This is a genomic window from Shimia thalassica, from assembly GCF_001458215.1.
Classification (GTDB): Bacteria; Pseudomonadota; Alphaproteobacteria; order Rhodobacterales; family Rhodobacteraceae; genus Shimia; species Shimia thalassica.
Genome location: NZ_CYTW01000008.1, coordinates 29,411 through 50,321, shown reverse-complemented (window position 1 = coordinate 50,321; position 20,911 = coordinate 29,411). Strand labels below are relative to the sequence as shown.

General features: G+C 55.9%; 20 protein-coding genes and 2 pseudogenes. 6 read left to right on the top strand and 16 right to left on the bottom strand.

Annotated features, from left to right (window positions below; all coding sequences use genetic code 11):
* Window positions 1–214: 214 nt before the first annotated feature.
* Both PH7735_RS20190 and PH7735_RS20185 read right to left on the bottom strand, forming a co-directional pair.
* The gene (locus tag PH7735_RS20190; protein ID WP_058313252.1) at window positions 215–901 is read right to left on the bottom strand and encodes an aspartate/glutamate racemase family protein; all 687 of its coding nucleotides are present in this window, start codon (window positions 899–901) and stop codon (window positions 215–217) included.
* A gap of 9 nt (window positions 902–910) precedes the next feature.
* A complete protein-coding gene (locus PH7735_RS20185) occupies window positions 911–1,831 on the bottom strand; it encodes a LysR family transcriptional regulator (RefSeq protein WP_058313256.1) in 921 nt (306 codons plus the stop codon).
* 119 nt (window positions 1,832–1,950) lie between these two features.
* Here PH7735_RS20185 and PH7735_RS20180 point away from each other — a divergent pair, with 119 nt between their 5' ends.
* The 4 genes from PH7735_RS20180 to PH7735_RS20165 all read left to right on the top strand — a co-directional run bounded on the left by PH7735_RS20180 (window position 1,951) and on the right by PH7735_RS20165 (window position 6,305).
* Window positions 1,951–3,201, top strand: coding sequence for an NAD(P)/FAD-dependent oxidoreductase (locus tag PH7735_RS20180; protein ID WP_058313251.1), 1,251 nt, complete (start codon window positions 1,951–1,953; stop codon window positions 3,199–3,201).
* Between the two features lie 34 nt (window positions 3,202–3,235).
* Entirely contained in the window at window positions 3,236–4,219 is a 984-nt protein-coding gene (locus tag PH7735_RS20175) for a TRAP transporter substrate-binding protein (RefSeq protein ID WP_058313250.1), read from the top strand.
* Window positions 4,220–4,281: 62 nt separating this feature from the next.
* On the top strand, window positions 4,282–4,995 hold the full coding sequence (locus tag PH7735_RS20170) for a TRAP transporter small permease (RefSeq protein ID WP_058313249.1): 714 nt from the start codon (window positions 4,282–4,284) through the stop codon (window positions 4,993–4,995).
* Window positions 4,992–6,305 carry a TRAP transporter large permease gene (locus PH7735_RS20165; protein ID WP_058313248.1) on the top strand — a complete coding sequence of 438 codons (1,314 nt, stop codon included), beginning with the start codon at window positions 4,992–4,994 and terminating at the stop codon, window positions 6,303–6,305. Before PH7735_RS20170 ends, PH7735_RS20165 begins: the two co-directional genes overlap by 4 nt.
* A 285-nt stretch (window positions 6,306–6,590) precedes the next feature.
* Here the strand turns inward: PH7735_RS20165 and rlmF are convergent, their stop codons facing one another.
* A complete protein-coding gene (rlmF, locus tag PH7735_RS20160; RefSeq protein WP_058313247.1) occupies window positions 6,591–7,517 on the bottom strand; it encodes a 23S rRNA (adenine(1618)-N(6))-methyltransferase RlmF in 927 nt (308 codons plus the stop codon).
* Window positions 7,518–8,020: 503 nt separating this feature from the next.
* Window positions 8,021–8,176, bottom strand: a pseudogene (locus PH7735_RS20455) (IS3 family transposase); the annotation flags it as partial.
* A 307-nt stretch (window positions 8,177–8,483) separates the two neighbouring features.
* Here PH7735_RS20455 and PH7735_RS20145 point away from each other — a divergent pair.
* Window positions 8,484–9,317: pseudogene (locus PH7735_RS20145) on the top strand (DUF2189 domain-containing protein).
* Between the two features lie 603 nt (window positions 9,318–9,920).
* Here PH7735_RS20145 and PH7735_RS20140 read toward each other — a convergent pair.
* From PH7735_RS20140 to PH7735_RS20130, 3 genes are all read right to left on the bottom strand, one after another.
* Window positions 9,921–10,190, bottom strand: a complete 270-nt coding sequence (locus PH7735_RS20140) for a helix-turn-helix domain-containing protein (protein WP_058313244.1) — start codon at window positions 10,188–10,190, stop codon at window positions 9,921–9,923.
* A 65-nt stretch (window positions 10,191–10,255) separates the two neighbouring features.
* Complete coding sequence (locus PH7735_RS20135; RefSeq protein WP_058313255.1) at window positions 10,256–10,639, bottom strand: helix-turn-helix domain-containing protein; 384 nt, start codon at window positions 10,637–10,639, stop codon at window positions 10,256–10,258.
* A gap of 75 nt (window positions 10,640–10,714) precedes the next feature.
* Entirely contained in the window at window positions 10,715–11,245 is a 531-nt protein-coding gene (locus tag PH7735_RS20130; protein WP_058313243.1) for a GNAT family N-acetyltransferase, read from the bottom strand.
* Window positions 11,246–11,447: 202 nt separating this feature from the next.
* Here PH7735_RS20130 and PH7735_RS20125 point away from each other — a divergent pair, with 202 nt between their 5' ends.
* On the top strand, window positions 11,448–11,921 hold the full coding sequence (locus PH7735_RS20125; RefSeq protein ID WP_058313242.1) for a MarR family winged helix-turn-helix transcriptional regulator: 474 nt from the start codon (window positions 11,448–11,450) through the stop codon (window positions 11,919–11,921).
* Window positions 11,922–12,006: 85 nt separating this feature from the next.
* Here PH7735_RS20125 and PH7735_RS20120 read toward each other — a convergent pair whose 3' ends face one another.
* From PH7735_RS20120 to PH7735_RS20080, 9 genes are read right to left on the bottom strand one after another with little or no spacing between them, the layout of a single operon-like run.
* Window positions 12,007–13,122, bottom strand: a complete 1,116-nt coding sequence (locus PH7735_RS20120) for an alanine racemase (RefSeq protein ID WP_058313241.1) — start codon at window positions 13,120–13,122, stop codon at window positions 12,007–12,009.
* 2 nt (window positions 13,123–13,124) lie between these two features.
* On the bottom strand, window positions 13,125–14,282 hold the full coding sequence (locus tag PH7735_RS20115; protein WP_058313240.1) for an amidohydrolase: 1,158 nt from the start codon (window positions 14,280–14,282) through the stop codon (window positions 13,125–13,127).
* Window positions 14,283–14,292: 10 nt separating this feature from the next.
* Window positions 14,293–15,468, bottom strand: a complete 1,176-nt coding sequence (locus tag PH7735_RS20110) for a thiolase family protein (protein WP_058313239.1) — start codon at window positions 15,466–15,468, stop codon at window positions 14,293–14,295.
* 10 nt (window positions 15,469–15,478) lie between these two features.
* Complete coding sequence (locus PH7735_RS20105; protein ID WP_058313238.1) at window positions 15,479–16,771, bottom strand: ArgE/DapE family deacylase; 1,293 nt, start codon at window positions 16,769–16,771, stop codon at window positions 15,479–15,481.
* Between the two features lie 7 nt (window positions 16,772–16,778).
* Window positions 16,779–17,432, bottom strand: a complete 654-nt coding sequence (locus PH7735_RS20100) for a 3-oxoacid CoA-transferase subunit B (RefSeq protein WP_058313237.1) — start codon at window positions 17,430–17,432, stop codon at window positions 16,779–16,781.
* Window positions 17,419–18,111 (bottom strand): CoA transferase subunit A, encoded by a 693-nt coding sequence (locus PH7735_RS20095; protein WP_058313236.1) that lies wholly within the window; start codon window positions 18,109–18,111, stop codon window positions 17,419–17,421. The genes PH7735_RS20100 and PH7735_RS20095 overlap by 14 nt, the downstream gene beginning before the upstream one ends.
* Window positions 18,108–19,463: an aminotransferase family protein gene (locus PH7735_RS20090; protein WP_058313235.1), complete on the bottom strand. Its 1,356-nt coding sequence runs from the start codon at window positions 19,461–19,463 to the stop codon at window positions 18,108–18,110. Before PH7735_RS20090 ends, PH7735_RS20095 begins: the two co-directional genes overlap by 4 nt.
* Window positions 19,460–20,230: an amino acid ABC transporter ATP-binding protein gene (locus PH7735_RS20085; RefSeq protein WP_058313234.1), complete on the bottom strand. Its 771-nt coding sequence runs from the start codon at window positions 20,228–20,230 to the stop codon at window positions 19,460–19,462. The genes PH7735_RS20090 and PH7735_RS20085 overlap by 4 nt, the downstream gene beginning before the upstream one ends.
* 15 nt (window positions 20,231–20,245) lie before the next feature.
* Complete coding sequence (locus PH7735_RS20080) at window positions 20,246–20,902, bottom strand: amino acid ABC transporter permease (protein ID WP_058313233.1); 657 nt, start codon at window positions 20,900–20,902, stop codon at window positions 20,246–20,248.
* Window positions 20,903–20,911 lie beyond the last annotated feature (9 nt).

Here is a 20,911-nt window from a genome sequence, read left to right as displayed (position 1 = left end):
CTATCAAAGAGTCGCAACCCCTTTTTATCAAAAACCACTCCCTTTTTCAAAAAATATCAATAATCAAACAATATCAACATGTTAGAGATAATTAACCTGAGGGTGAAGGCAATTGCCCGCCTGATCTCTTCGAACTTGCCTGCCTCCAAGCCCTGCAACACGTCAAGAAAGTAGCCCTCTTAAGATATGTCCAAGTTAGCGCCACCGTTTCCTGTCAAAAGCGAGGGGGGACCAGCCCTGCTTGAAACCAGTTCAGGAAACTGACGATGGAATAGACCGGCCGCCCGGTGATAGCGGATATGTCCGCAGCATAGGGTGCCAGATTCGTGCATTCCAACACGATGGCCCCAACATCCTTGTGTCTCGTGACCAGTTGGCGTGCTGTTTCACAGATCTCAGTGCGGCAGGCCTCTGGGTTCATCTCTGACCTGTCGCCAAATATGGCTTCTGCAAAGGCCCCCACCTTGGGGAGGCCGATAATCGCTGTGTCTTCTCGGGCGCCCGCGGCACGCAAATGCGCCTTGCTCAGACTGTCTTGGGATATTGTCAAAACACCTGCACGCTGATGCGAGGGCAGTGTCGCCTCGACCATTGGCAATTGCATCAAGGGGGAACTGGCAAAGGGCGCCCCCAGGGCGTCTTTCAGTTCTGCCTGCACCAAAGACAAAAATCCACAAGACGTGGTCAATCCTACGCAACCTTGTGCAATCAGATCCTGCCCGGCCTTGATGAACAGGTCCAACAGGGCACGAGGGTCTTCGTGAACAACCTTTTGGGCGCTTGCCCCGTTCACGCGGCGCATATGCACGGGAAAGGCCCAAGTCCCTTCGTTCCCAATATCACCAAGAGGACGTGGGAAACTCGTATCCAGCATAAGGATACCAACAGCCGCTTGTGTCATAAGGTGCCCCTATTTTCCGCGCACGATCGGTTTGTCGTCAGCAGTGTATGGTTGCAGCTCTGCCAGCAACAGCGCAAGAAATTCTTGGCCGAGCTGTGACAACGGGCGCGTGCCAGACGTGATCACGGCCATTTCCATCATGATTGTCGGTTCGAACCGGCGCGCAACAAAACGGTTGTCGTAATCAAATTCCAGACCAAACCGGTCGAGCAAGGCAACGCCCATGCCTTCTTTGACGAAGGCGAGAAGGTTCTTGAACAGATGCGAATGCACCTTGGCATTGAGGGGAATGTTCGCCCTTTCAAATGCGTCGCGCAAACGGCGTTGGGTGATGTGGTCCGGCCCCATCACCAAAAAGGGTTCGTTGCGCAACAGGTCGGGCGTCAACACTTCGTGCCCCGCCAATGGATTGTCTTTGTGCAGCGCAATCCGCGTTTCGACATTGATCGGATAGCTGTGCAACGTGTCGTACAACATAGGCATTTCGCAAATGCCGATTTCGAACAGACCTGACAGCACCCACTCCTGGATCTTGGTGCTGTACTGCGATTGAAAGGAAATATTCATATCCGGACGCGACTTTGCAAATTCAGCAATAAGCTTTGGCATAAAGCCAAAAGACATCGAGTGTTGTGAGGCAACCTGCAATTGCCCGGCTTGTTTGTTCTGTAAATCCACGACGGTTTGCGTGACGTGGTCCAAGCCACGAACAACCGTGTCGATTTCACGGTGCATCAGCTCGGCTTCGGGGGTGGGCACCAGCCGACCGTGCAGGCGCTCGAACAGCTTCAGTCCGGTTTGGCGTTCTAGCTCCGCCAAGAGGTTCGAAATCCCCGGTTGGGAAATGCCCAAAGCTTCGGCGGCCCCTGTCACGGTGCCGACTTCAACGATGGCGTGAAACGCCTGCAATTGTCTAAAACGTAATCTCATGTGGCCCATGTATCAGTTTGACTTATGGAATTGCTACAAATTTGTATTGGAAATGATGATGCGAGCCTGACAAGCTGTGAGTCGCGAACAAGGCGCTTTTCTTTTTAGGGACCCACAGAATGAAATCAGATCATGTCATTGTCATCGGCGCAGGCATTGTCGGCGCGGCATCTGCGATCTGGTTGCGCCGTGCGGGGTTTGAGGTCACGCTGTTGGATAAGGGCACGCCGGGCATGGGCGCGTCCTATGGCAATGGCTGTATTCTGGCGAGCGCATCCGTCGTGCCCGTCACGGGACCCGGTCTTTTGTCGAAAAGTCCTGCATACCTTGCCGATCCGAACTTTCCCTTGTTCTTGCGCTGGAGTTACCTGCCCAAACTGGTGCCATGGCTTGTCAAATACATGTCGCACGCAAACGAGGCTGATACCCGCCGGATCAGCCGGGGACTCTCAACGATTGTCGGCGACAGCCTTGAGCAACACCAAGCCCTGACATCGGGCACATCCGCGGCCAAGTGGGTGCAGGAAAGCAGCTATAGCTTCGCCTATACAGACAAGGCGGCCTTTGATGCTGATTCCTTTGGCTGGCAATTGCGCAAGGAGGCCGGCTTTGTACCCGAAGTGATCGAAGGCCGCGCCGTGCGCGAAGCGGAGCCGATCCTGTCACCAAATGTTGGATTGCTGGCGGTCCTGAAAAACCACGGTTTTATTCTTAATCCCGGCTCATATGTGCAGGACCTCGTTAAGGTGCTCGAAGAACTGGGGGGCACCTTCCGACAAGCCGAAGTCAAAGACTTTGAATTGAGCGGTGGGCAGGTCACCGCAGTAGACACGTCGAAGGGTCGCATTCATTGCGATAAAGTGGTCGTTTCCTCGGGTGTGTGGTCAAAGCCGCTTATGCAAAAGCTCGGGCTTCATGTCCCGCTCGAGGCCGAGCGCGGCTATCACATTGTGTTCAAAGAACCGAGCCAAAGGCCCAGAAATCCAATGATGCTGGCCGCTGGAAAATTTGTTGCCACTGCAATGGATCAGGGCTTGCGGTGCGCCGGAATTGTCGAATTCGGCGGATTGACCGAAAAGCGTTCAAAAGCCCCGCTCAAACTGTTGCACAAAAAGGTCGCCGAGTTTTTCCCCGAGCTGACTTACGACTCTCACGAAGAGTGGCTGGGCTATCGTCCTGCACCAACGGACAGCCTGCCCCTTGTTGGTGAATTAAGCAGCAGTGGAGTCTATGCTGCATTTGGACACCACCACATTGGATTGACCGGTGGCCCGAAAACGGGTCGTCTTGTCGCCGAAATGATTGCTGGCAACCACTCTAATCATGACATGACCCCGTTTGCGCCTTCGCGCTTTGCGGCAAGAAAATAATCAAGAACCCAAAAACAACACAGGGAAAAGCAAAATGAAGACACTATCCATACAGTTAAGCACAGCTGCCGCAACGGTGGCGATCGCAATCGCGGGCTCAGCTGCATCTGCCGAAAAATGGGACATGCCCATGGCCTATGCCGCCACGAATTTCCATTCCGAAATGGGAGTGGTGTTTGCTGACAAGGTTCGCGACTACACCGGCGGCGAAATTGACATCACCGTGCATCCGGGCGGGTCTCTTTTCAAAGGCGGCGAAATCAAACGTGCCGTTCAGACCGGTCAGGCGCCCATCGGAGAGCGCTTCATGTCTGCGCATGCAAACGAAGCACCGCTTCTGGGTTGGGACAACCTTCCCTTCATCGCCACCACCTATGAAGACAATGACAAGCTTTGGGATGCGGCCAAAGACAAGGTCAACGCACAGCTCGCCGATCTCAACCTGGTTGCGCTCTATACATGTCCGTGGCCCGGTCAGGGGTTCTATTTCAAAAAGGAAATCGGCTCGTCCAGCGACACACAAGGGATAAAGTTCCGGTCGTACAACACGGCAACAGCCACCTTTGCCGAAGAATTAGGCATGGTGCCGGTTCAGGTTGAAGCCGCAGAACTTAGTCAGGCCCTTGCGACAGGCGTTGCCGAAGCCTTCATTTCCTCAGGTTCGACAGGTTATGACCGCAAGGTCTGGGAACACCTGACACACTATTACAAAGTGAATGCCTGGCTGCCGCGCAACTATGTGATGGTCAACAAAGGGATCTGGGACGGGCTAAGCAGCGACATGCAGTCCAACGTTCAAAAAGCCGCTGACGAAACCGGCTCAGCATGCGCGGCCAAATCGGCCGAGCTCGCGAATTGGTATTTCGAGCAACTCGAAGCCAACGGCATGCAAGTCGCAGATGCCGGTCCCGAATTCCTGACCGAGCTTCAGGCCATCGGTGCGAAAATGACCGCTGACTGGTTGGCCAGTGTCGGCGAGGATGGTCAGGCCATTCTTGACGCATACAAAGCGAACTAAACCGCACGGTGGTGGCCGATGCTTTGACATCTGGCCACCGCTCACATTCCTAAGGATACCGAATGCGAGATTGGCAACCCTTTCTGGGGCTCCCTTTATGGGTTTGGCTCTTTGTTTTTCCGACGCTTCTGGCGCTGTATTGCCTTTGGCAGGGCCCTAAAGCTGCACAGTTTTTGAGACCCGTTTGGCGTTTTCTGGACAAGGTATACAACGCAGCTGGCGTGATTGCGGCATGTTTCATGGTCCTGATCTTGCTGTTGATTATCGGACAGATGATTGCACGCTGGTCCAACCTGACGTTTCCCGGATCAACCGAATATGCGGGGTATTCCATGGCGGCGACCTCGTTCTTTGCGCTCGCCTATACGCTCACTCATGGTGGACACATTCGGGTTTCTGTTCTGCTCAATCTCAATGACCACACCAAGTTCTGGCTTGATGCGCTGGCCATGTTTATCGCAGCCATCACGGCAACCTACTTTGCCCGATATGCGATCAAAACCAACGTGATGTCCGAAATGCTGAATGACCGCACCCAAGGACAGGATTTTGTTCCCGAGTGGTTACTGACTTTCTTTGGCATGTTCGCAAATGCCCCGTCCAAGTGGGGTGACATGTGGGCCCAAACCGCATCCGAGTGGGTTTATACCCCCGTCTGGTTGCCGCAACTGCCCATGTCGATCGGCACCGTCCTTCTTGCGATTGCCATCTGGGATTACCTCACGCGCTTGCTTGCTCTTCGTGAAACCCAAATCAAAGGGGAGATTCTCGAATGAGCGAGATCTACGCCATTGTCGTCTTTCTTTTTGTCCTGTTCGCCCTACTTGGCGGCTCGGTCTGGATCGGCCTTGCCCTTATGGGCGTTGCCTGGGCTGGCATGGAACTGTTCACTGTACGTCCGGCAGGTGATGCGATGATCACCACCATCTGGAGCGGCGCTTCCAGTTGGACTCTGACCGCCCTGCCCCTGTTTATCTGGATGGGAGAAATCCTCTACCGCACGCGATTATCCGAAGACATGTTTCGAGGGCTGGCCCCTTGGATGCGGTTTCTACCGGGGGGATTGCTTCATACCAATATTGCGGGCTGCACGATCTTTGCCGCGGTTTCCGGCTCGTCTGCGGCGACCCTGAATATGGTTGGCAAAATGTCGATCCCCGAACTGCGCAAGCGTGGCTATCCCGAATTCATGATTATCGGCACACTCGCCGGGGCGGCGACGCTTGGGCTGATGATTCCGCCTTCGCTCACCTTGATTGTCTATGGAGTGACGATAAACGAGAGCATTACCAAACTGTTTATGGCTGGTGTGTTCCCCGGTCTCGTACTGGCCGGTCTCTTCATGCTCTACATCATGGCATGGCACGTTTTGTACAAAGGCCAGCGCCCCGAGCCGGAACCCGCAATGCCGCTGCGCGAACGCATAGCAGAAAGTCGCTTTCTCCTGCCTTTGTTTGGGCTTGTGTTTGTCGTCATCGGATCAATGTATCTCGGCTATGCCACAGCCACCGAGGCCGCAGCCGTTGGTGTATTTGGCGCACTGGCCCTGTCCGCGATGCAGGGATCGCTTGATTGGACGACGTTTAAACAGGCTCTCATGGGGGCAACCAAAACCTCGGCAATGATTGCATTTATCCTCATGGGCGCTGCGTTCCTGTCGCTTTCCATGGGTTTCACAGGCCTGCCTCGTGCTCTGGCTGCACTGATCGACAGCTACAACCTGTCGCCCGTAGCCTTGATCGCGGTGCTTACCGTTTTCTACCTGATCCTCGGCATGTTTATGGATGGTTTGTCCTCGGTCGTTTTGACCATGGCAATTGTCGAGCCGATGATCCGCAGCGCTGGCATCGATGTCATCTGGTTCGGCATATTCCTTGTTGTCGTGATCGAAACAGCACAGGTCACCCCGCCCATCGGCTTCAATCTCTTTGTTCTCCAGGGCATGACCCGGCATGAAATTGGCTACATCGCGAAAACAGCAATCCCGATGGTGGGCCTGATGTTGTTGATGGTCGTGATCCTGGTGGTCTGGCCAGAACTCGCCACGTGGCTTCCCGATAACATCAGGCAAGGACCCGGCGGCTAAGTCACTGATCCAAGTGGCGTGATGGCCGCATAATCACGCCACTTGGTTTAGTATCATGCAGGTAAACCGTCTTTAATATAGCGTTTGTAACTGTTTGTGATGACGAAAATCGACGAAACGAGATCCCATTGGAGCTTCGCCTAATGGAAAAGTAAATGTGGTGCGGGTTTTCAGTCAACGGTTCCACATAGAAGCACCTTAGAACATCTTGAACGGCTCAGCACAGGCACCAACTATGTTCTGGGATGCCTCGAACCAAAACCTTCAATGCTTGAGCAACAACCGCTAGATTTGCTCTCTTTTCCCAAACTGGGCGCGTTGGTTTTTCTTCTTGTAAGTCCAGGCAATGAAGCGACTTGTTTTTTGCCCCTGTGCCATTTCGATGACTTTGTAGTCAGCAACCCGCGCTCTTTTTAGAATGCGCGCAAGGGGCTGCAGATTGTCTTTTTTCGACACCAACGAGGTAAACCAAAGGCACTGGTTGGCAAACTCCACGCTCTGTTCAACCATGCGGGCAATAAACTTAATCTCACCGCCGGGGCACCAAAGCTCAGCGTTTTGGCCACCAAAATTGAGTTTTGTTGAACGCCCTTTGCCAAGGCTCGCCCATTTACGTTGGGTACCCTTGCTCGCCTTCTCGATAGACCCATGAAAAGGCGGGTTGCACATGGTCAGGTGAAAGGCATCGCCAGACCGGATCACTCCGCGAAAAATGTTCTCGGGTTTGCTTTGTCGCCTAAGGCTAATTGTCAACTTGTTGAGGTCACGAATTTTCTTTGCCGATTTGATCGCGCCCGCGTCGATATCGACGCCCGTGAAATGCCAACCGTACTCGCTCTGACCCGTAAGGGGATAGACCAGACTTGAACCCGTGCCGATATCCAGCACCCTGACATGACGGCCACGCGGGATTTTCTGGTTGTTGCTGTCTGCAAGCAAGTCCGCGAGATAGTGGATGTAATCGACGCGGCCGGGAATTGGCGGGCATAGATATCCGGCGGGAATATCCCAAAACTCAATGTCGTAATGCACCTTGAGCAAAGCCCGATTAAGCATACGAACGGCGCGCGCGTCTTGAAAATCGATCGTCGTTTGACCGACAGGATTACTCATCGTGAACGGCTCAAGCTCGGGTAACTCCGCCACTAGACGTTCGAAATCATAACCTAGTGAATGTTGATTACGGGGGTGCAGTTTCGTTTTTTTGGCCATGGGGACGCCTTCATTATAGTACTACAAGCGTCTCTCGCCGGACGGATCTGTGCTTTTAGGCACTGATGCTTACATCATAAAACAAGGAGCGGGATGGAACCATCGCTGTAGCGATGCTTGGACCGTTCGTCCAGAATGCGCTCGCGGTCATCATAAACTTGGAGCTTATGTATCTAACCTGCAGCAAGTGTATCTATCAACTTCCCATGGTTGACAAGGCTCTTGCCGCTCCTTCTGAGGGCGAATATGTCATAGAGTTGCATGGGGACCGTGCTCGCCTCTGGACTTATCATCTGATACAAATCTGTTCATCCCAAAACAAACAAAGCCGCCCTTAGGCGGCTAGGAGACGAGTGTATTTGATTTGGTTGCGGGGGCAGGATTTGGCTTATACCGAACAGCGACGCATTTACCTTCGCTCAACGAGAACTTTGTGAACTTGCCCCTATTTCGACCAGACACCTTGTAGTCCTCGACTTCTCGCGGTCAGGCAAACCTATGAATATCCCCTCACGGTGGCACAGTTCCGCTATACTGTCTTCACCGTGCAGGCCGTCCAGCACGACCCGTACCTTCTCTTTAGAGGAATACTGTTTGCGGGTCGCCCGTTTGATATCTTTGACTATCTTCTCGCCAGGGCTTTTTGCGGTATTTCTCATCTTTTACTCCTGGGTGGTCAGGATGCGCCAGAAACACTCTCTTATCGAATTGCCCTATTAGGACCCATAAGCGCTGACGTCAGGCAGGATAAAATCTGGTGGTTTATCACGGGAACAAATTGGCGTTTTACTGATGCCATAACGTCAGAAAATCGGGCTTCTTCACGGCGGTTTCAGTTGCCTTACTCCCTTCTTGCTCTTGCGCGTAACCTGATACACACTTCCTTAGACAAGTGAGAGGTCCGTTTGCGGCTGGGCCAGCTGATAAACGGATCAACGCGGCACCAATCACACAGAGGAGCGCGTCATGACATCCGAGACCACAGGGACACCACCAACCAACCCGACGCCCCGTCCACAGGGCATGCCCGAGACCAACATCGTGACTGTCGATGACATCACCGCATCGCTCAAGGCCGGGTTTTCCGACTTTTTGGCGCGTCCTGTTATGAGCGGCTTTTTTGGCCTGTTTTATGCAGTGTTCGGAATAGTGTTTGTGTGGTGCCTGGTCTCGCTTGGTAAAATCTGGATGATCATCCCCGCAATTGTCGGGTTCCCGCTGGTCGCGCCGTTTGCTGCAGCGGGGCTTTATAAAATGTCGCGGCGGTTGCAGACAGGAGAGAGCTTCGGCTGGTCTGAAATCCTCTCGGTCATGGTCTAACAGCGAAAGCGCGAAATGGGCTGGATGGCCTTTACCACCCTGTTCATCTTCTGGGTCTGGGTCTACCAGGTTCGGCTTTGGCTGGCGATTATCCTGCAGGATGCATCCTTCTCGGATTTTGACGGGTTCATGCACACTGTCTTCTTTACGCAAGAGGGCTGGATATTCCTGACCATTGGCACTTGCGCAGGAGCCTTTCTGTCAGCCGTTCTGTTCTCGGTAACAGTTGTCGCGATGCCGATGTTGCTCGAACGGGACGTCGATTTCGTTACCGCAATGCTCACATCCATCCGCGTTGTCAGGGACAATCCGGTGGTCATGCTCACTTGGGCGGCCATCATTTCGGCCACAATCCTCTTGTCATTGGTTCCGGCCTTTTTAGGTCTGATCTTTACCCTGCCAATCCTTGGTCATACGACTTGGCACCTCTATCAGCGGGCCGTTCAGCCATTGGAAGATGAGCCAATCTCGGCTTCTTGAAAAAGTCCCAAAATCAGGGGGGTGCCGCCTGAACAAAAAGGTCCGAACGGCCCATTCCTGCCGTTCACCGACCAGTCAAGATGCTGCATCCGCAGCCCACTTACCGGACATTCGCGACGCGTGCGAAAACAGGAGATGCTCGAAATCACAGTCTGCGGGACAATCTTTCCGTTGACCCTCCGAAATCGAACGGCCGCTTCTTGCACATTGCAACCGCAGCGAATAGCCCCACGGGCGGATTTCAGTCATTTGCTGCAAACGCGAGCGATGCAGGAAGCTTGGCAATAACCGGTCATAGCTCGCCCAAGCAATTTCCTATCTTGAATGAAGCGCCGCATTTCTCTTCTGGGCCAATAGCTCCTGAAATTGTGTCGCGGGTAACTCGTGATGGCCGGTAGTTTCCTGACCGTCACTGTAGCGGCGTTGTGTTTTTATCAAGAAGTTCAGGAACAGCTGTCTTGACAAGGTCTGTCAGCGGAGTGCGTCGCCATGAGCGCCGCGCAAGACAAGATAGGCAGCCTAGTGTCTGCGACATGCGCATTGTTCTTTGAGTGATACGAGGTTTTGAGGCCTGGCTAATGGCCGACGATTTTCTTTCGTGGCTTACTGGGCCTTTAACCAATCGAGAATCGCTTTGGGTTGTACGTCGAGAAGTGCCAGGAGTTTGAGAGCGGGACCGCCGGGGCGACGGTTGCCCATTTCCCAGTTGTGATACCCGAATTCGCTCATGCCAATGAGCTCGGCCATATCTGCCATACTAAGCCCCAACTTTTTCCGAACAATCCCCGGCAGGAGTTCCCGCGCACAATCAGAGGTTTCGGTGCCCTCTGTGGAAGGGTGGCTGATGGCTCGCTGGGGTTTGGGATTAGTCATAAGTTCTGCTCTTTCCTTTTCTTTGTTGCGATGGTCTTGGGGCAAGGTTGTAAGCTTAGCGCTATTCAGAGAACCCTCCGCAGCCGTTTCTCAATCGCGCCAAGCTGACGCACAGATTGTGAGAGCTCTACCTTCAACTTGCGAATGTCGCGCAGAGCCGAGGACAAGTCCGTACCCAGTTCAGGTGTTTCGACAGGTTCAGGCACACCCGCACCCTCTCCGCTCAGAAGCCATGACAACGAGACGCCGAGAACGCCAGACATCATTTGTGCCTTGTTTGCACGTGGCTCGGTCCTGTCGTCTTCCCAGCCTTGTACGGTCTTGAGCTTGACGCCCAACTGCCGGGCAAGATCCTTTTGTGTCATGCCCATCGCTTCTCGCGCCGCGACGACGCGGTCTCCCAAGGTGGCAGCTTCCTCAGCGTAGTAGGCGGTGTCATTATCATTCATCATATGGGGCAATCTTCGTTGGCTTCGGGTGATTTATGTTTGCACGTCGCGTGTGTGTTGACATGCGACAGGGACTCAGGCGGCGTTTTCCGCTTCGTCTGAAAGCTGAATGGTGACTTGGTTGTCATTTTCGTGCCGGCGATGTGGTTGCAGCGCCTGCGTGAAAAAGGGCTTGATGTCCAAGCGCCTGCGCTGCCATTGCGCAAATCGGCGAAATAGGGCCCAGGTGACCTCGTCACTCGCGCTGATCGTGGTCTCCACACGGGTGATTCCAGCACAGACCTCTCGGCGCATCAATTGCCCCAACATAAGAGAGCCAAGCCCCTTGTTTTCTTCGTTCTCGTGGATCACCACATGCAGGATGTTCAGGGTTTCAGGGTCATAGGGTGGAACATAGGCCAAGACGGCGCCAACGACTTCCCCCTCCACTTCGGCAACGATCGAAGTATTCATGAACTGCTCAAAATCCGAGAGTTCACCGAGCAGCTCTCCAAAGACCTGTTTGCGGTCATCTTTCGCCAGCAATGCAACACGTTCCCCGTCTTCTGGCCGAGGTGAACGCAGGATTGGTATTGGCTGTTCAAACAACTCGAGTGAATGTTTCATTGTTGCTCCTAAACTTTGACTTTCAAACTATCACGTGAGACAGGAAAATTCAATTATCAAAGCAATTTTCCGAATTTCCTGGCGAGCTTTAGCTTTTGACGGCTGATTTTCCTTCATTATACAAAGTAAACAGCTTCAAAATTACTTGTGATCCCAATGTAAACTTGGCAATCTCAATCCACCCTCATTCTCGGAGCTTCACATGGATCGTATCGACAGCAGCCTGGTTGCATTGCGCCAGATCCTTCGAGCCACGGAAATTGCAGGGCGCGAACTGGCGCAACAGGCCGGGCTGACATCGGTACAATTCCGGGCCCTGCAAATGGTCGGAGAAACCGGTCAGACCACGGCGAAAGCCATTGCGACCCGCATGCATGTAAGCCAGGCAACCGTAACCGCATTGGTCGACAGACTGGTCACCCGCGAATGTGTCGTCCGTGAAAAGTCACTGGAAGACCGGCGCCAGACCCATATCGTCATTACTGAATTCGGGCGGCAGACCATCGAAAATGCCCCCGATCCGCTTCAGCAACGGTTTGTTCGGCGCTTCAAGGACCTCGAAGATTGGGAGCAAGCCATGCTTGTCGCGTCGCTGGAACGGGTTGCGTCAATGCTAGATGCCGAAGACCTGCCAGCAGGTGCTGTGCTGACGACGGGCGAACTGAGCAGATCCTGAGTTCCCTTTGACGAGGTGGATCAAATACAGGTTACACTAGGGAGGGCGGCACCCTGCGGCTGGCTCTTCGGTGAGGTGAAATGTTTCAGCGATAGACCCGATGATTGCGCCGCCCCCAGTCCGTGTAGAGGTCTGCCATGATGGTTCGGAACTGGGTTTCAGCCAGTTCGGACAGGATGGATGCGACATCCCCTTCGCCGAACACCCCGACGGTATCGCCAACAACGACATCTTCGATGCCAGTCACATCCGCCACGATCGCATTCATTGAAATTTTTCCCAGAACCGGCGCCAGTGTATTTCTGATCTTAACAGCACTACCCTCGTGAGCAACGCGCCTGAACCCGTTTTCATAGCCGATCGAAATGCAGGCCAGACGGCAATCTCTTTCCAGAGGGCACGCGCGGTCATAGCCGACTGTCATCCCTCGCGGATAGTCCTGTAGGCTGACGACACGGGCCTCAAGATCCATTGCCGGCCGAAATCCCAGATCTGGTTTCAATATCCCATAGAGGATCGCACCACAGCGGTACATGTCGGTGTCGATATTGAGGTCCGAAATCAACGTCAGTGAGCTGCCCGCATGTACCAGAGTTTTAGAGCGTTCCAGATCACTGTTCTCAAATACCCAGGCAGCTTGTTGCTGAAACTGGTCCGCGCTTTGCCTGAGTTGTATTGGTTCGTTGGATGGAAAATGCGAACAGATCCCATGAATGTCAGACCCCAGAGTGGCAAGAATTTCGCGGCATGTGTCCTGCCCGGCCGCCGTGGAAATTTCCAGCGCGTCGCGCGACATACCAGCAGCATTCAGTGCCAGGTGCATACCGGTCCGAAATTTCCCTGCATCCAGAAGGGCACGAAGCTGCCGCGCAGTGGCGACCGAGGCGACTTGCTCTTCTACGCGATCATCCAGTGCGCCTTCGACTTCCTGCAGTGTGGCTGCGCGCAAACGGATCAGCGCGCCGTCGAACCCTGCGCCGCGAACAGCACGCGCTTCGGCATTTGATGTGATGCCAACGGTCTCGACCCCCTGTTCCCGGATCAAGGGCACGACTTGCGCAATGCCATGCCCGTAGGCATCCGCCTTCAGCACGGCACAAAACTTGCGTCCGTCAGGGACAAGACCCCGCGCGAGTTCCAGATTTCGCGAAATCCGGTCGCGGTGAATGGTGCACCAGGATGTTGCGCTCCCTTCTCGCATCTTTACTGCGTCTCAGGGCTCAGGATGCCCCGCAAAATCTGGCAGAACAGATCGACTGCGACAGGGATGAGGGCATCGGGGAAATCATAGTCGGGGTTGTGAAGCTGGGGATGACTTTCACCAGCCCCAAGATAGAGCAAAGCAGCTTTGGCCCCATCGTCACCAAACCGCCCGAAATCCTCGGACCAGCGCATAGGGGATGGCATCTCGAGGCATTTCTGGCCCAAGGCTCTGACTGCGTTGCGGGCAATGCCGGTGGCTTCGACGTCATTAACCACGGCGCGAAACACGTCGTGCCACAGGATATCGACGGCGAGCCCCTGAGTGTATTTTTCGACCCTGTGCAGTGCCTCTTGCATGAGCGTGTCCATACGCTCGTTGGTCATCGACCTAAGTGTCACGCGCAATTCACCATCAGCCGGGGCGATGCCAAACGTCGGCTCGCCCAGGCACGCATGGGTCAAGGTCGCGAGCGAAAACGCCTCATCCCCGATGGTGCCGAAGCTCAGATCAGGCAGGCGGGTCATCAGAGCCGCCATCGCAGGTCCCGGCGACAGGCCATCCTCGGGTGCAGCGGCGTGCGAGCTTTTGCCCTCGAGCAGAATTTGCATTCCGCGTGATGCACAATTTCCCGGCCCTTCACGCAGGCCAACCTCTCCCAGAGGACGGCCGGGGACGTTGTGATAGGCAAATGCAAAGTCGGGGCGGATTTCAGGCCAGCGTGGATCATCAATGACTGCCTGAGCGCCGGCGCCGGTTTCTTCGGCGGGCTGGAACAGCAGGATGACACGTCCCTTTTGCGGACGCGTGGCCAATCGCGTCGCGACCCCCAACATTGAAACCATATGGCCATCATGGCCGCACAAGTGTCCCTTGTCCGGGATGGTCGACTTATACGGCAGGTCCGAAATCTCGCGGATGGGCAAGCCGTCGAGTTCACAGCGCAAGAGAACCGTCGGGCCATTCTCGCGCCCGGCAAACTCTGCCGCCACACCATACCCCCCAAGCCCGCGCCAAAGCCGGTCAGCCCCCAGCTTGGTGAGTTCCGCGACGATGCGCTCTGCTGTATGGGCTTCTTCGCCGGACACCTCGGGCGATTGGTGCAGTTCGTGGCGCAGGGCCACAAGATAGTCCAACTGTTCAGATGAAAGAACCTGCATCTTTGTAACCTCAGAAAATCTCGACCAAACCAGCGGCGCCCTGTCCGCCACCGACACACATGGTCACCACCCCCCATTTCGCACCACGTCTGCGCCCTTCCAGCAGGATGTGCCCCACCATGCGAGCGCCGGACATGCCATAGGGGTGACCGATTGAAATGGCGCCACCGTTGACGTTCAGCCGGTCGTCAGGAATGGCCAAGCGATCACGGCAGTAAAGCAGCTGCGCGGCGAAGGCTTCGTTGATCTCCCACAGGTCGATGTCCTGCATGTGCAGCCTGTTGCGTTCCAGAAGGCGTGGAACGGCTACGACAGGCCCGATGCCCATTTCGTCAGGCGCAACACCAGCCACGGCAAATCCGCGCAAGGCGCCAAGAGGCGCAAGCCCCCTGCGGCTGGCTTCTTTGGCCTCCATCACGACCAGAGCGGCAGCACCGTCCGAAAGCTGACTGGCATTACCTGCAGTGACGGTCATGCCTTCACCACGCACGGCGGCAAGGCTGGCCAAACTTTCTGCTGTTGTGCCTGCGCGGTTGCATTCGTCCGCAGTAATCGTGACGGTTTCGTCGTAGGTTTCCTGGGTGGCCTTGTCTGTTACGGTCTTCGTCGTCGTGACTTGAACGATTTCATCAGTAAACAGACCCGCCTGTTGGGCCTTGGCCGTTCGGATCTGGCTTTGCAGGGCATAGGCGTCTTGCGCCGCGCGGCTGATGCCGTAACGGTCTGCGACCACTTCGGCGGTATCCAGCATGGGCATGTAGTAGGCCGCTGCCACCGACGGGTCGGGGTAGCGAAACCCGTTCCAATGCGCGTTCTGCACCAGAGAGATGCTCTCCAGCCCACCGGCCAGCGCAACGTCCACCCCTTCGCCCTGCACCATATGCGAAGCAATGGCGATGGCGTTCAGACCCGAGGCGCATTGCCGGTCCACTGTGGCGCCCGCGACGCTGTCGGGCAGACCGGCGGCTTGCACAATGTGGCGCGCGACATTGACTCCGGATGAGCCCTGTGTGAGCGCGGACCCGAACACGGCCTCTTCCACGTCCCCACCGCTCAGGTGCGCACGTTCCAGCGCGGCCTTGACCGCCGGGGCGGTAAGGCTCGGGGCCTCAAGGTTGTTGAACGCACCGCGATAAGCTTTGCCAATCGGCGTGCGGGCGAATGAGACGAAAACAGCCTGTCGCATGGGCAAATCCTCAGATGGTTTCGGTGCCGCACCAATCGGCGATGAACATGACCGTTGCCTTGGTCACGCGGCGCATGCTTTCCAGTTCAACACGCTCGTTGAAACCGTGGATGGCTTCGGCGCGCGGGCCATAGACCAGCGCGGGTGTATCGGCATAAAGGCCAAAGAACCGAGCGTCGGTCGTGGCGGTGATGGCTTCGCGCACCAAGTCTTCGCCGGTGGCAGCGCGATGCGCGCTCTCAAGCGCTGCAATCGCCGAGGTGGCTTTGGCTGAACTGTCTTGCGACAGCGCATACCCTTCAGCGTGGAACCCGTGATAGACGATTTCCGGCAGGGAGTTGCGCAGGAAATCGTTCTGCCGCGCCGCCTCTAGAATGACATGCTCAATCTCGGCCTTTGCGGCATCGATGGACTGCCCTGGAAACAACCCCATGCGCACATCAAAAACGCACCAGGCCGGAACGGAACTTGTCCAGTCGCCGCCTTCGATCTTGCCGACGTTCAGGTTCAGCGCATGGTCCATATGGGTGTAGTCACTGGTCCGGTTTTCGGCTGCGTTCCAGCGGTGTTCCATGTCATGCAGCGCCGTGATCAGCGGAACGGCCGCTTCAATGGCGTTGGCACCGCTGCCTGCATAGGCCACATGGGTGGGCAACCCCTTGAGATGCACCTGAAACCAAAGGACACCCAATTGTGCCGTGACCAGATGTTCCGAAAACGGCTCGGGGATCAGGGCGGCATCTGCGGTATAACCCCGCGCGAGGCAAGCCAGCGCACCATTGCCGGTACACTCTTCCTCGACCACCGATTGAAAGAAGACATCCGCGGCAGGCGCGAGGCCACAGGCCGCCAGCGCATCAAGCGCGAACAGGTTCGACGCCAGCCCGGCCTTCATATCGCCGCCACCTCGCCCATAGAGCCAGCCGTCCTCGACACGTGGTTCGAACGGCGGGGTATCCCACATGTCCAGTGGCCCGGCGGGGACAACGTCGATATGCCCGTTCAGGATCAGCGAGCGGCCTGTTCCTGTTTGCGACCGATGCGTGCCCACGACATTCACGGCATCCTCATAAGGGCCAAGCACGGGGGAAAATCCGGGCAGGTGCTGAATCTCGGCAACATCAATCTGCCATTGATCAAGCGCGTAGCCCCGATCAGCCAGTTCCCTGGCCATGAAAGCTTGTGCAGATTGCTCATGACCTCTGGTCGAAGGATGCGAGGTGAGTTCGGCAAGAAAGGCGACTTGCTGGTCAAAAGCGGCATCCACGGCGTCGCACAAACGGGTATTGAGTACGGTCTGCATTATTACCTCAGAAAACGGGCAGTGTGGAATCGGGTACAATCAAAGACGCGCCGGTCGCTTCACGGACCTCAGCTAGGCTGACCCCCTCGGCGATTTCAGCGAGCGCAAAGCCTTTGGGCGTGACGTCAATGACCGCCATTTCGGTAAATATGCGCGAAACACAGCCACGCGCGGTAAGTGGCAAAGTACATTCGTCCTTGAGCTTCGGGTTGCCCGCGCGATCCGTATGGGTGGTTAGGATCACAACCCGACGCGCTCTCTGCGCCAGTTCAATACCGCCGCCCACACCGGGACTAAATTTGCCGGGGATCTTCCAGTTGGCCAGATCGCCCTGGCTGCTGACCTCGAACGCGCCAAGCATGGTCAAATCAAGACGTCCCGAGCGCACCATGGCAAAGCTGGTCGCGCTGTCAAAAAACGCGGACCCCGGCACGGTCGAGACATAAGCGCCGCCTGCATCTATAAGGTTTCTATTGGCCTGATCGGGTGGCAAGGTCGGTCCAATTCCGGTCAACCCGTTTTCCGTGTGCAGGCAAACTGGAAAGTCTGATGGCAGATGATCAACCACCTTGGTCGGCAGCCCGATGCCAAGGTTTACAACCATGCCCGGAACAATCTCGCGAGCAGCGCGGGCGGTCATGCGGTTTTTAGCGTTGGACAACGGCGTATTCCCCAGAAATTTCACCCAGTTCGGCGACATGATCAACAAACACACCGCTTGTATGGACGGCATCAGCTTCCAGTTCGCCCAATGGTGTCACAGTCTCGGCCTCGGCAATCACGCAATCGGCGGCCATCGCCATCAGCGGATTGAAATTCCGCGCGGTTGCGACATAGGTCAAGTTGCCAAATGGATCGGCTCGGTCGGCATGGATTAGCGCGAAATCGGCCCTTAGCGCGGTTTCAACAAGATGCGGTTTGCCGTCCACCTCAACCACCTGCTTGCCCTCTGCCAGTTCAGTGCCAATGCCGATATCGCTCAGCACCGCGCCAATACCGGCTCCGCCAGCGCGGATGCGCTCGGCCAATATGCCCTGCGCGTTGAACTCGACTTTGATCTGGTCGTTATTCATGAGGCCAATGGCATGGGTATTGAGCCCCAGATGGGTGGTGATCAGGCGCGCCACCTGACCGTTACGCAGCAGATGGTCGACGCCCATCCCAGGTTCATTTGCATCATTCTTGATCAAGGTGAGATCTCGTGCCCCTTGTCGCACCAATTCTTGGATCAGTGTCATCGGCGTTCCGGGCACACCGAAGCCGCCGACCATGATCGTTGCCCCATCCCCGATCCGGGCAACGACCTCTTCCAGCTGTGCCGTCTTGTCAGGAAGCATCATGCGCAGATCTCCTCGGCCAACCCCAGACCGGCCTCTGTTGCAAAAGCATCCAGCGCGTCGCGCAGGATGGTCATCATCTCCGAAATCTGGGCTCGTGTGATGATCAAAGGCGGCGCTACAAGAAAATGGTCGCCCACCTTCCCACCACGGGTGCGGCGGGAATAGATGATCAGCCCACGTTCATAGGCCAGTTCCACCAGACGATCATAGGCGTTCAAAGCGGGGTCTAGCGGCTCCATCGTGGCGCGGTCTGCGACAAACTCGAAGGCCGTCAACAAACCCTTGCCGCGCACGTCACCAATGAAGGGGTAGCGGTCCATTAATGCGCGCAACTCACCTATCAGGACCTCGCCCATGGCAGCGGCATTGGCGATTAGGTTTTGATCTTCCAGCTCTTCGAGTACAGCCAGTCCGGCCGCGCAGGCCAGAGGATTGCCCGCATAGGTAAACCCGTGGGCAAAACCACCGGCATCCAGGATCGGCTCGACCAAGTGCGCACTGGCAACGATGGCGCCCAACGGTGCATAACCCGCTCCAAAGCCCTTGGAGAGCGCCACGATGTCCGGGGTGATCCCCCAATGCTCTGCAGCAAGAAATTTGCCCGTACGGCCCGCACCGGTCATGACCTCGTCATAGATCAGCAGCACGTCGAATTCGTCGCAAATCTCGCGTATGCGCGCATAATAGCTGTCAGGTGCGACCAGTGCGCCGGTTGACGCCCCGCCGACGGGCTCCATCAGAAATGCCAGAACAGTGTCTGGTCCTTCCGCAAGAATCTTGTCGCGCAGAAGGTCTGCGTAATTTAAACCCCGTGCGTCTTCGCTCAGGTTGTCGCGGTCCAAATAGGTTGTAGGGGCCGCGATCTTGGGCATGCCCTCCAGCATTGGAGCGAAAGGCTCGCGCAGCGGTTCGTACCCGGTAAGATCCAAAGCGCCGAAAGTACAACCATGATAGGACGGAAAGCGAGAAATCACCTTGTAGCGTCCGGCTTCTCCCTGAGTTACTGCATATTGCCGCGCTAATTTCACGGCGCTTTCCACCGCCTCTGAGCCACCTGAGACAAAGAACACGCGGTCCAGCCCATCGGGTGTCATAGCAACAGTCTTAGCCGCCAAATCCTCGGACGGATGCGTGCGGAAATGCAGCCGGTAGCCAAAGGTCGCGCGATCCATCTGCGCCTTGATCTTGTCCAGCACGCGCGGGTTAGAGTGGCCGATATTGGACACCATTGCGCCCGAAGAGCCATCAATATAGCGCTTACCGCTTTCGTCGAACAGATAGATGCCCTCGCCTCGATCCAGAAACGGGCGTGGGTTGCGGCTTTGGTAGAACAGACAGGACTCTTCGCTCACGACGCACCTTCAATATGTTTGCGCAAGAATTCGCGGGTTCTGTCCTGGGTAGGGTTCTTGAAAAGAACGCTCGGCGGGCCTTCCTCGACCACGACGCCTTTGTCCATGAACAGCACGCGGTCACAGACCGAGGCCGCGAAATCCATTTCATGGGTGACGATGATCATAGTCATGTGCTCTTCGGCGAGCTTTTTCATCACCAGATTGACCTCCTCCACCAACTCGGGGTCGAGCGCCGAGGTGGCCTCGTCAAACAGCATCAGCTTGGGCTTCATTGCCAAGGCGCGGGCAATCGCGACGCGTTGTTTCTGACCACCGGAAAGCTGCGAGGGGTAATAGTCGATCCGCTCCAGCATTCCGACCTTGTCCAGCTGTTCCTCGGCAAGCTTGTCTACATCGGCCTGGGACAGCCCCTTGAGCAGCTTCGGTGCCATGGTGACGTTTTCACGGGCTGTCATGTGTGGAAACAGATTGAAGTGCTGAAACACCATACCAACGTTCTGGCGCATTTCGTTGATATGCTTTTCGTATTGGCGATGCGGTAGGGTCTTGTTCACCTGCACACCGTCCAGCCAGATTTCACCGCCGGTCAGCGGGTCAAGGTCATTGATCGCACGCAGCAGGGTGGATTTACCCGATCCGGACGATCCGATAATCCCGACAATCTGCCCGCGTTCGACGTTCAGGCTGATGTCCTTGAGCACCTCGAGCGCGCCAAAGGATTTCTGGGCGTGACGAATTTCGACAAAGTGTGTCTGTTCGGTCATGGTTGGCCTCTATGGTCAGCGTGAGATGGAAATGCGGCGTTCGATTTTGCGCTGCACCCATTCCATGCAAAGGTTGATGACATAGTAGAAAGCGGCGGCGAGGATGTAGAACTCGAACGGACGATAGGTCTTGCCGATCACCCGCTGTGCCGACAGCGTGAGTTCGCTTACCCCGATCACCGAGACCAGCGCGCTGTCTTTTAGGAGCGCAATCATATTGTTGCCGATTGGGGGAATGACGGCGCGCACCGCCTGCGGAATGACCACCTTGCGCAGCGCCTGACCACGGCCGAGACCCAAGGTGCGCGCAGCTTCCATCTGTCCCTTGTCCACCGCCAGAATGGCGGTCTGGATCAGTTCCGAGTTATAGACCGCAAAGTGTAGCCCCAACCCGATGATCCCGGCCACGAAGGCGGGCAGGTCAATGCCAATCTGCACCAGCCCGAAATAAATCAGGAATAGTTGCAACAAGAGCGGCGTGCCCATGAACACCCATTCGATCAGCCGGAACGGCTGGCGAATGAGCCAAGGGGCGTAGAGGGCGATAACCGCAAAGATGATACCGCCGACAAAGCTCAGCAAGGCGGCTGCAACCGTGATCCCGACGGTCCAGCCAACACCCAGAAGGATGATGTCCATATATTTGGGAATAATCGAAAAATCGAGGCCCATCTGTCTGTC

Coding starts and splice junctions, on each gene's coding strand:
- PH7735_RS20170 (WP_058313249.1), top strand. CDS start 4,282: ATGCGAGATTGGCAACCCTTTCTGGGGCTCCCTTTATGGGTTTGGCTC.
- PH7735_RS20110 (WP_058313239.1), bottom strand. CDS start 15,468: ATGCGACAGGCTGTTTTCGTCTCATTCGCCCGCACGCCGATTGGCAAA.
- PH7735_RS20180 (WP_058313251.1), top strand. CDS start 1,951: ATGAAATCAGATCATGTCATTGTCATCGGCGCAGGCATTGTCGGCGCG.
- PH7735_RS20080 (WP_058313233.1), bottom strand. CDS start 20,902: ATGGGCCTCGATTTTTCGATTATTCCCAAATATATGGACATCATCCTT.
- PH7735_RS20165 (WP_058313248.1), top strand. CDS start 4,992: ATGAGCGAGATCTACGCCATTGTCGTCTTTCTTTTTGTCCTGTTCGCC.
- PH7735_RS20175 (WP_058313250.1), top strand. CDS start 3,236: ATGAAGACACTATCCATACAGTTAAGCACAGCTGCCGCAACGGTGGCG.
- PH7735_RS20135 (WP_058313255.1), bottom strand. CDS start 10,639: ATGAATGATAATGACACCGCCTACTACGCTGAGGAAGCTGCCACCTTG.
- PH7735_RS20085 (WP_058313234.1), bottom strand. CDS start 20,230: ATGACCGAACAGACACACTTTGTCGAAATTCGTCACGCCCAGAAATCC.
- PH7735_RS20140 (WP_058313244.1), bottom strand. CDS start 10,190: ATGACTAATCCCAAACCCCAGCGAGCCATCAGCCACCCTTCCACAGAG.
- PH7735_RS20190 (WP_058313252.1), bottom strand. CDS start 901: ATGACACAAGCGGCTGTTGGTATCCTTATGCTGGATACGAGTTTCCCA.
- rlmF (WP_058313247.1), bottom strand. CDS start 7,517: ATGGCCAAAAAAACGAAACTGCACCCCCGTAATCAACATTCACTAGGT.
- PH7735_RS20105 (WP_058313238.1), bottom strand. CDS start 16,771: ATGCAGACCGTACTCAATACCCGTTTGTGCGACGCCGTGGATGCCGCT.
- PH7735_RS20120 (WP_058313241.1), bottom strand. CDS start 13,122: ATGCGAGAAGGGAGCGCAACATCCTGGTGCACCATTCACCGCGACCGG.
- PH7735_RS20185 (WP_058313256.1), bottom strand. CDS start 1,831: ATGAGATTACGTTTTAGACAATTGCAGGCGTTTCACGCCATCGTTGAA.
- PH7735_RS20115 (WP_058313240.1), bottom strand. CDS start 14,282: ATGCAGGTTCTTTCATCTGAACAGTTGGACTATCTTGTGGCCCTGCGC.
- PH7735_RS20130 (WP_058313243.1), bottom strand. CDS start 11,245: ATGAAACATTCACTCGAGTTGTTTGAACAGCCAATACCAATCCTGCGT.
- PH7735_RS20095 (WP_058313236.1), bottom strand. CDS start 18,111: ATGATGCTTCCTGACAAGACGGCACAGCTGGAAGAGGTCGTTGCCCGG.
- PH7735_RS20125 (WP_058313242.1), top strand. CDS start 11,448: ATGGATCGTATCGACAGCAGCCTGGTTGCATTGCGCCAGATCCTTCGA.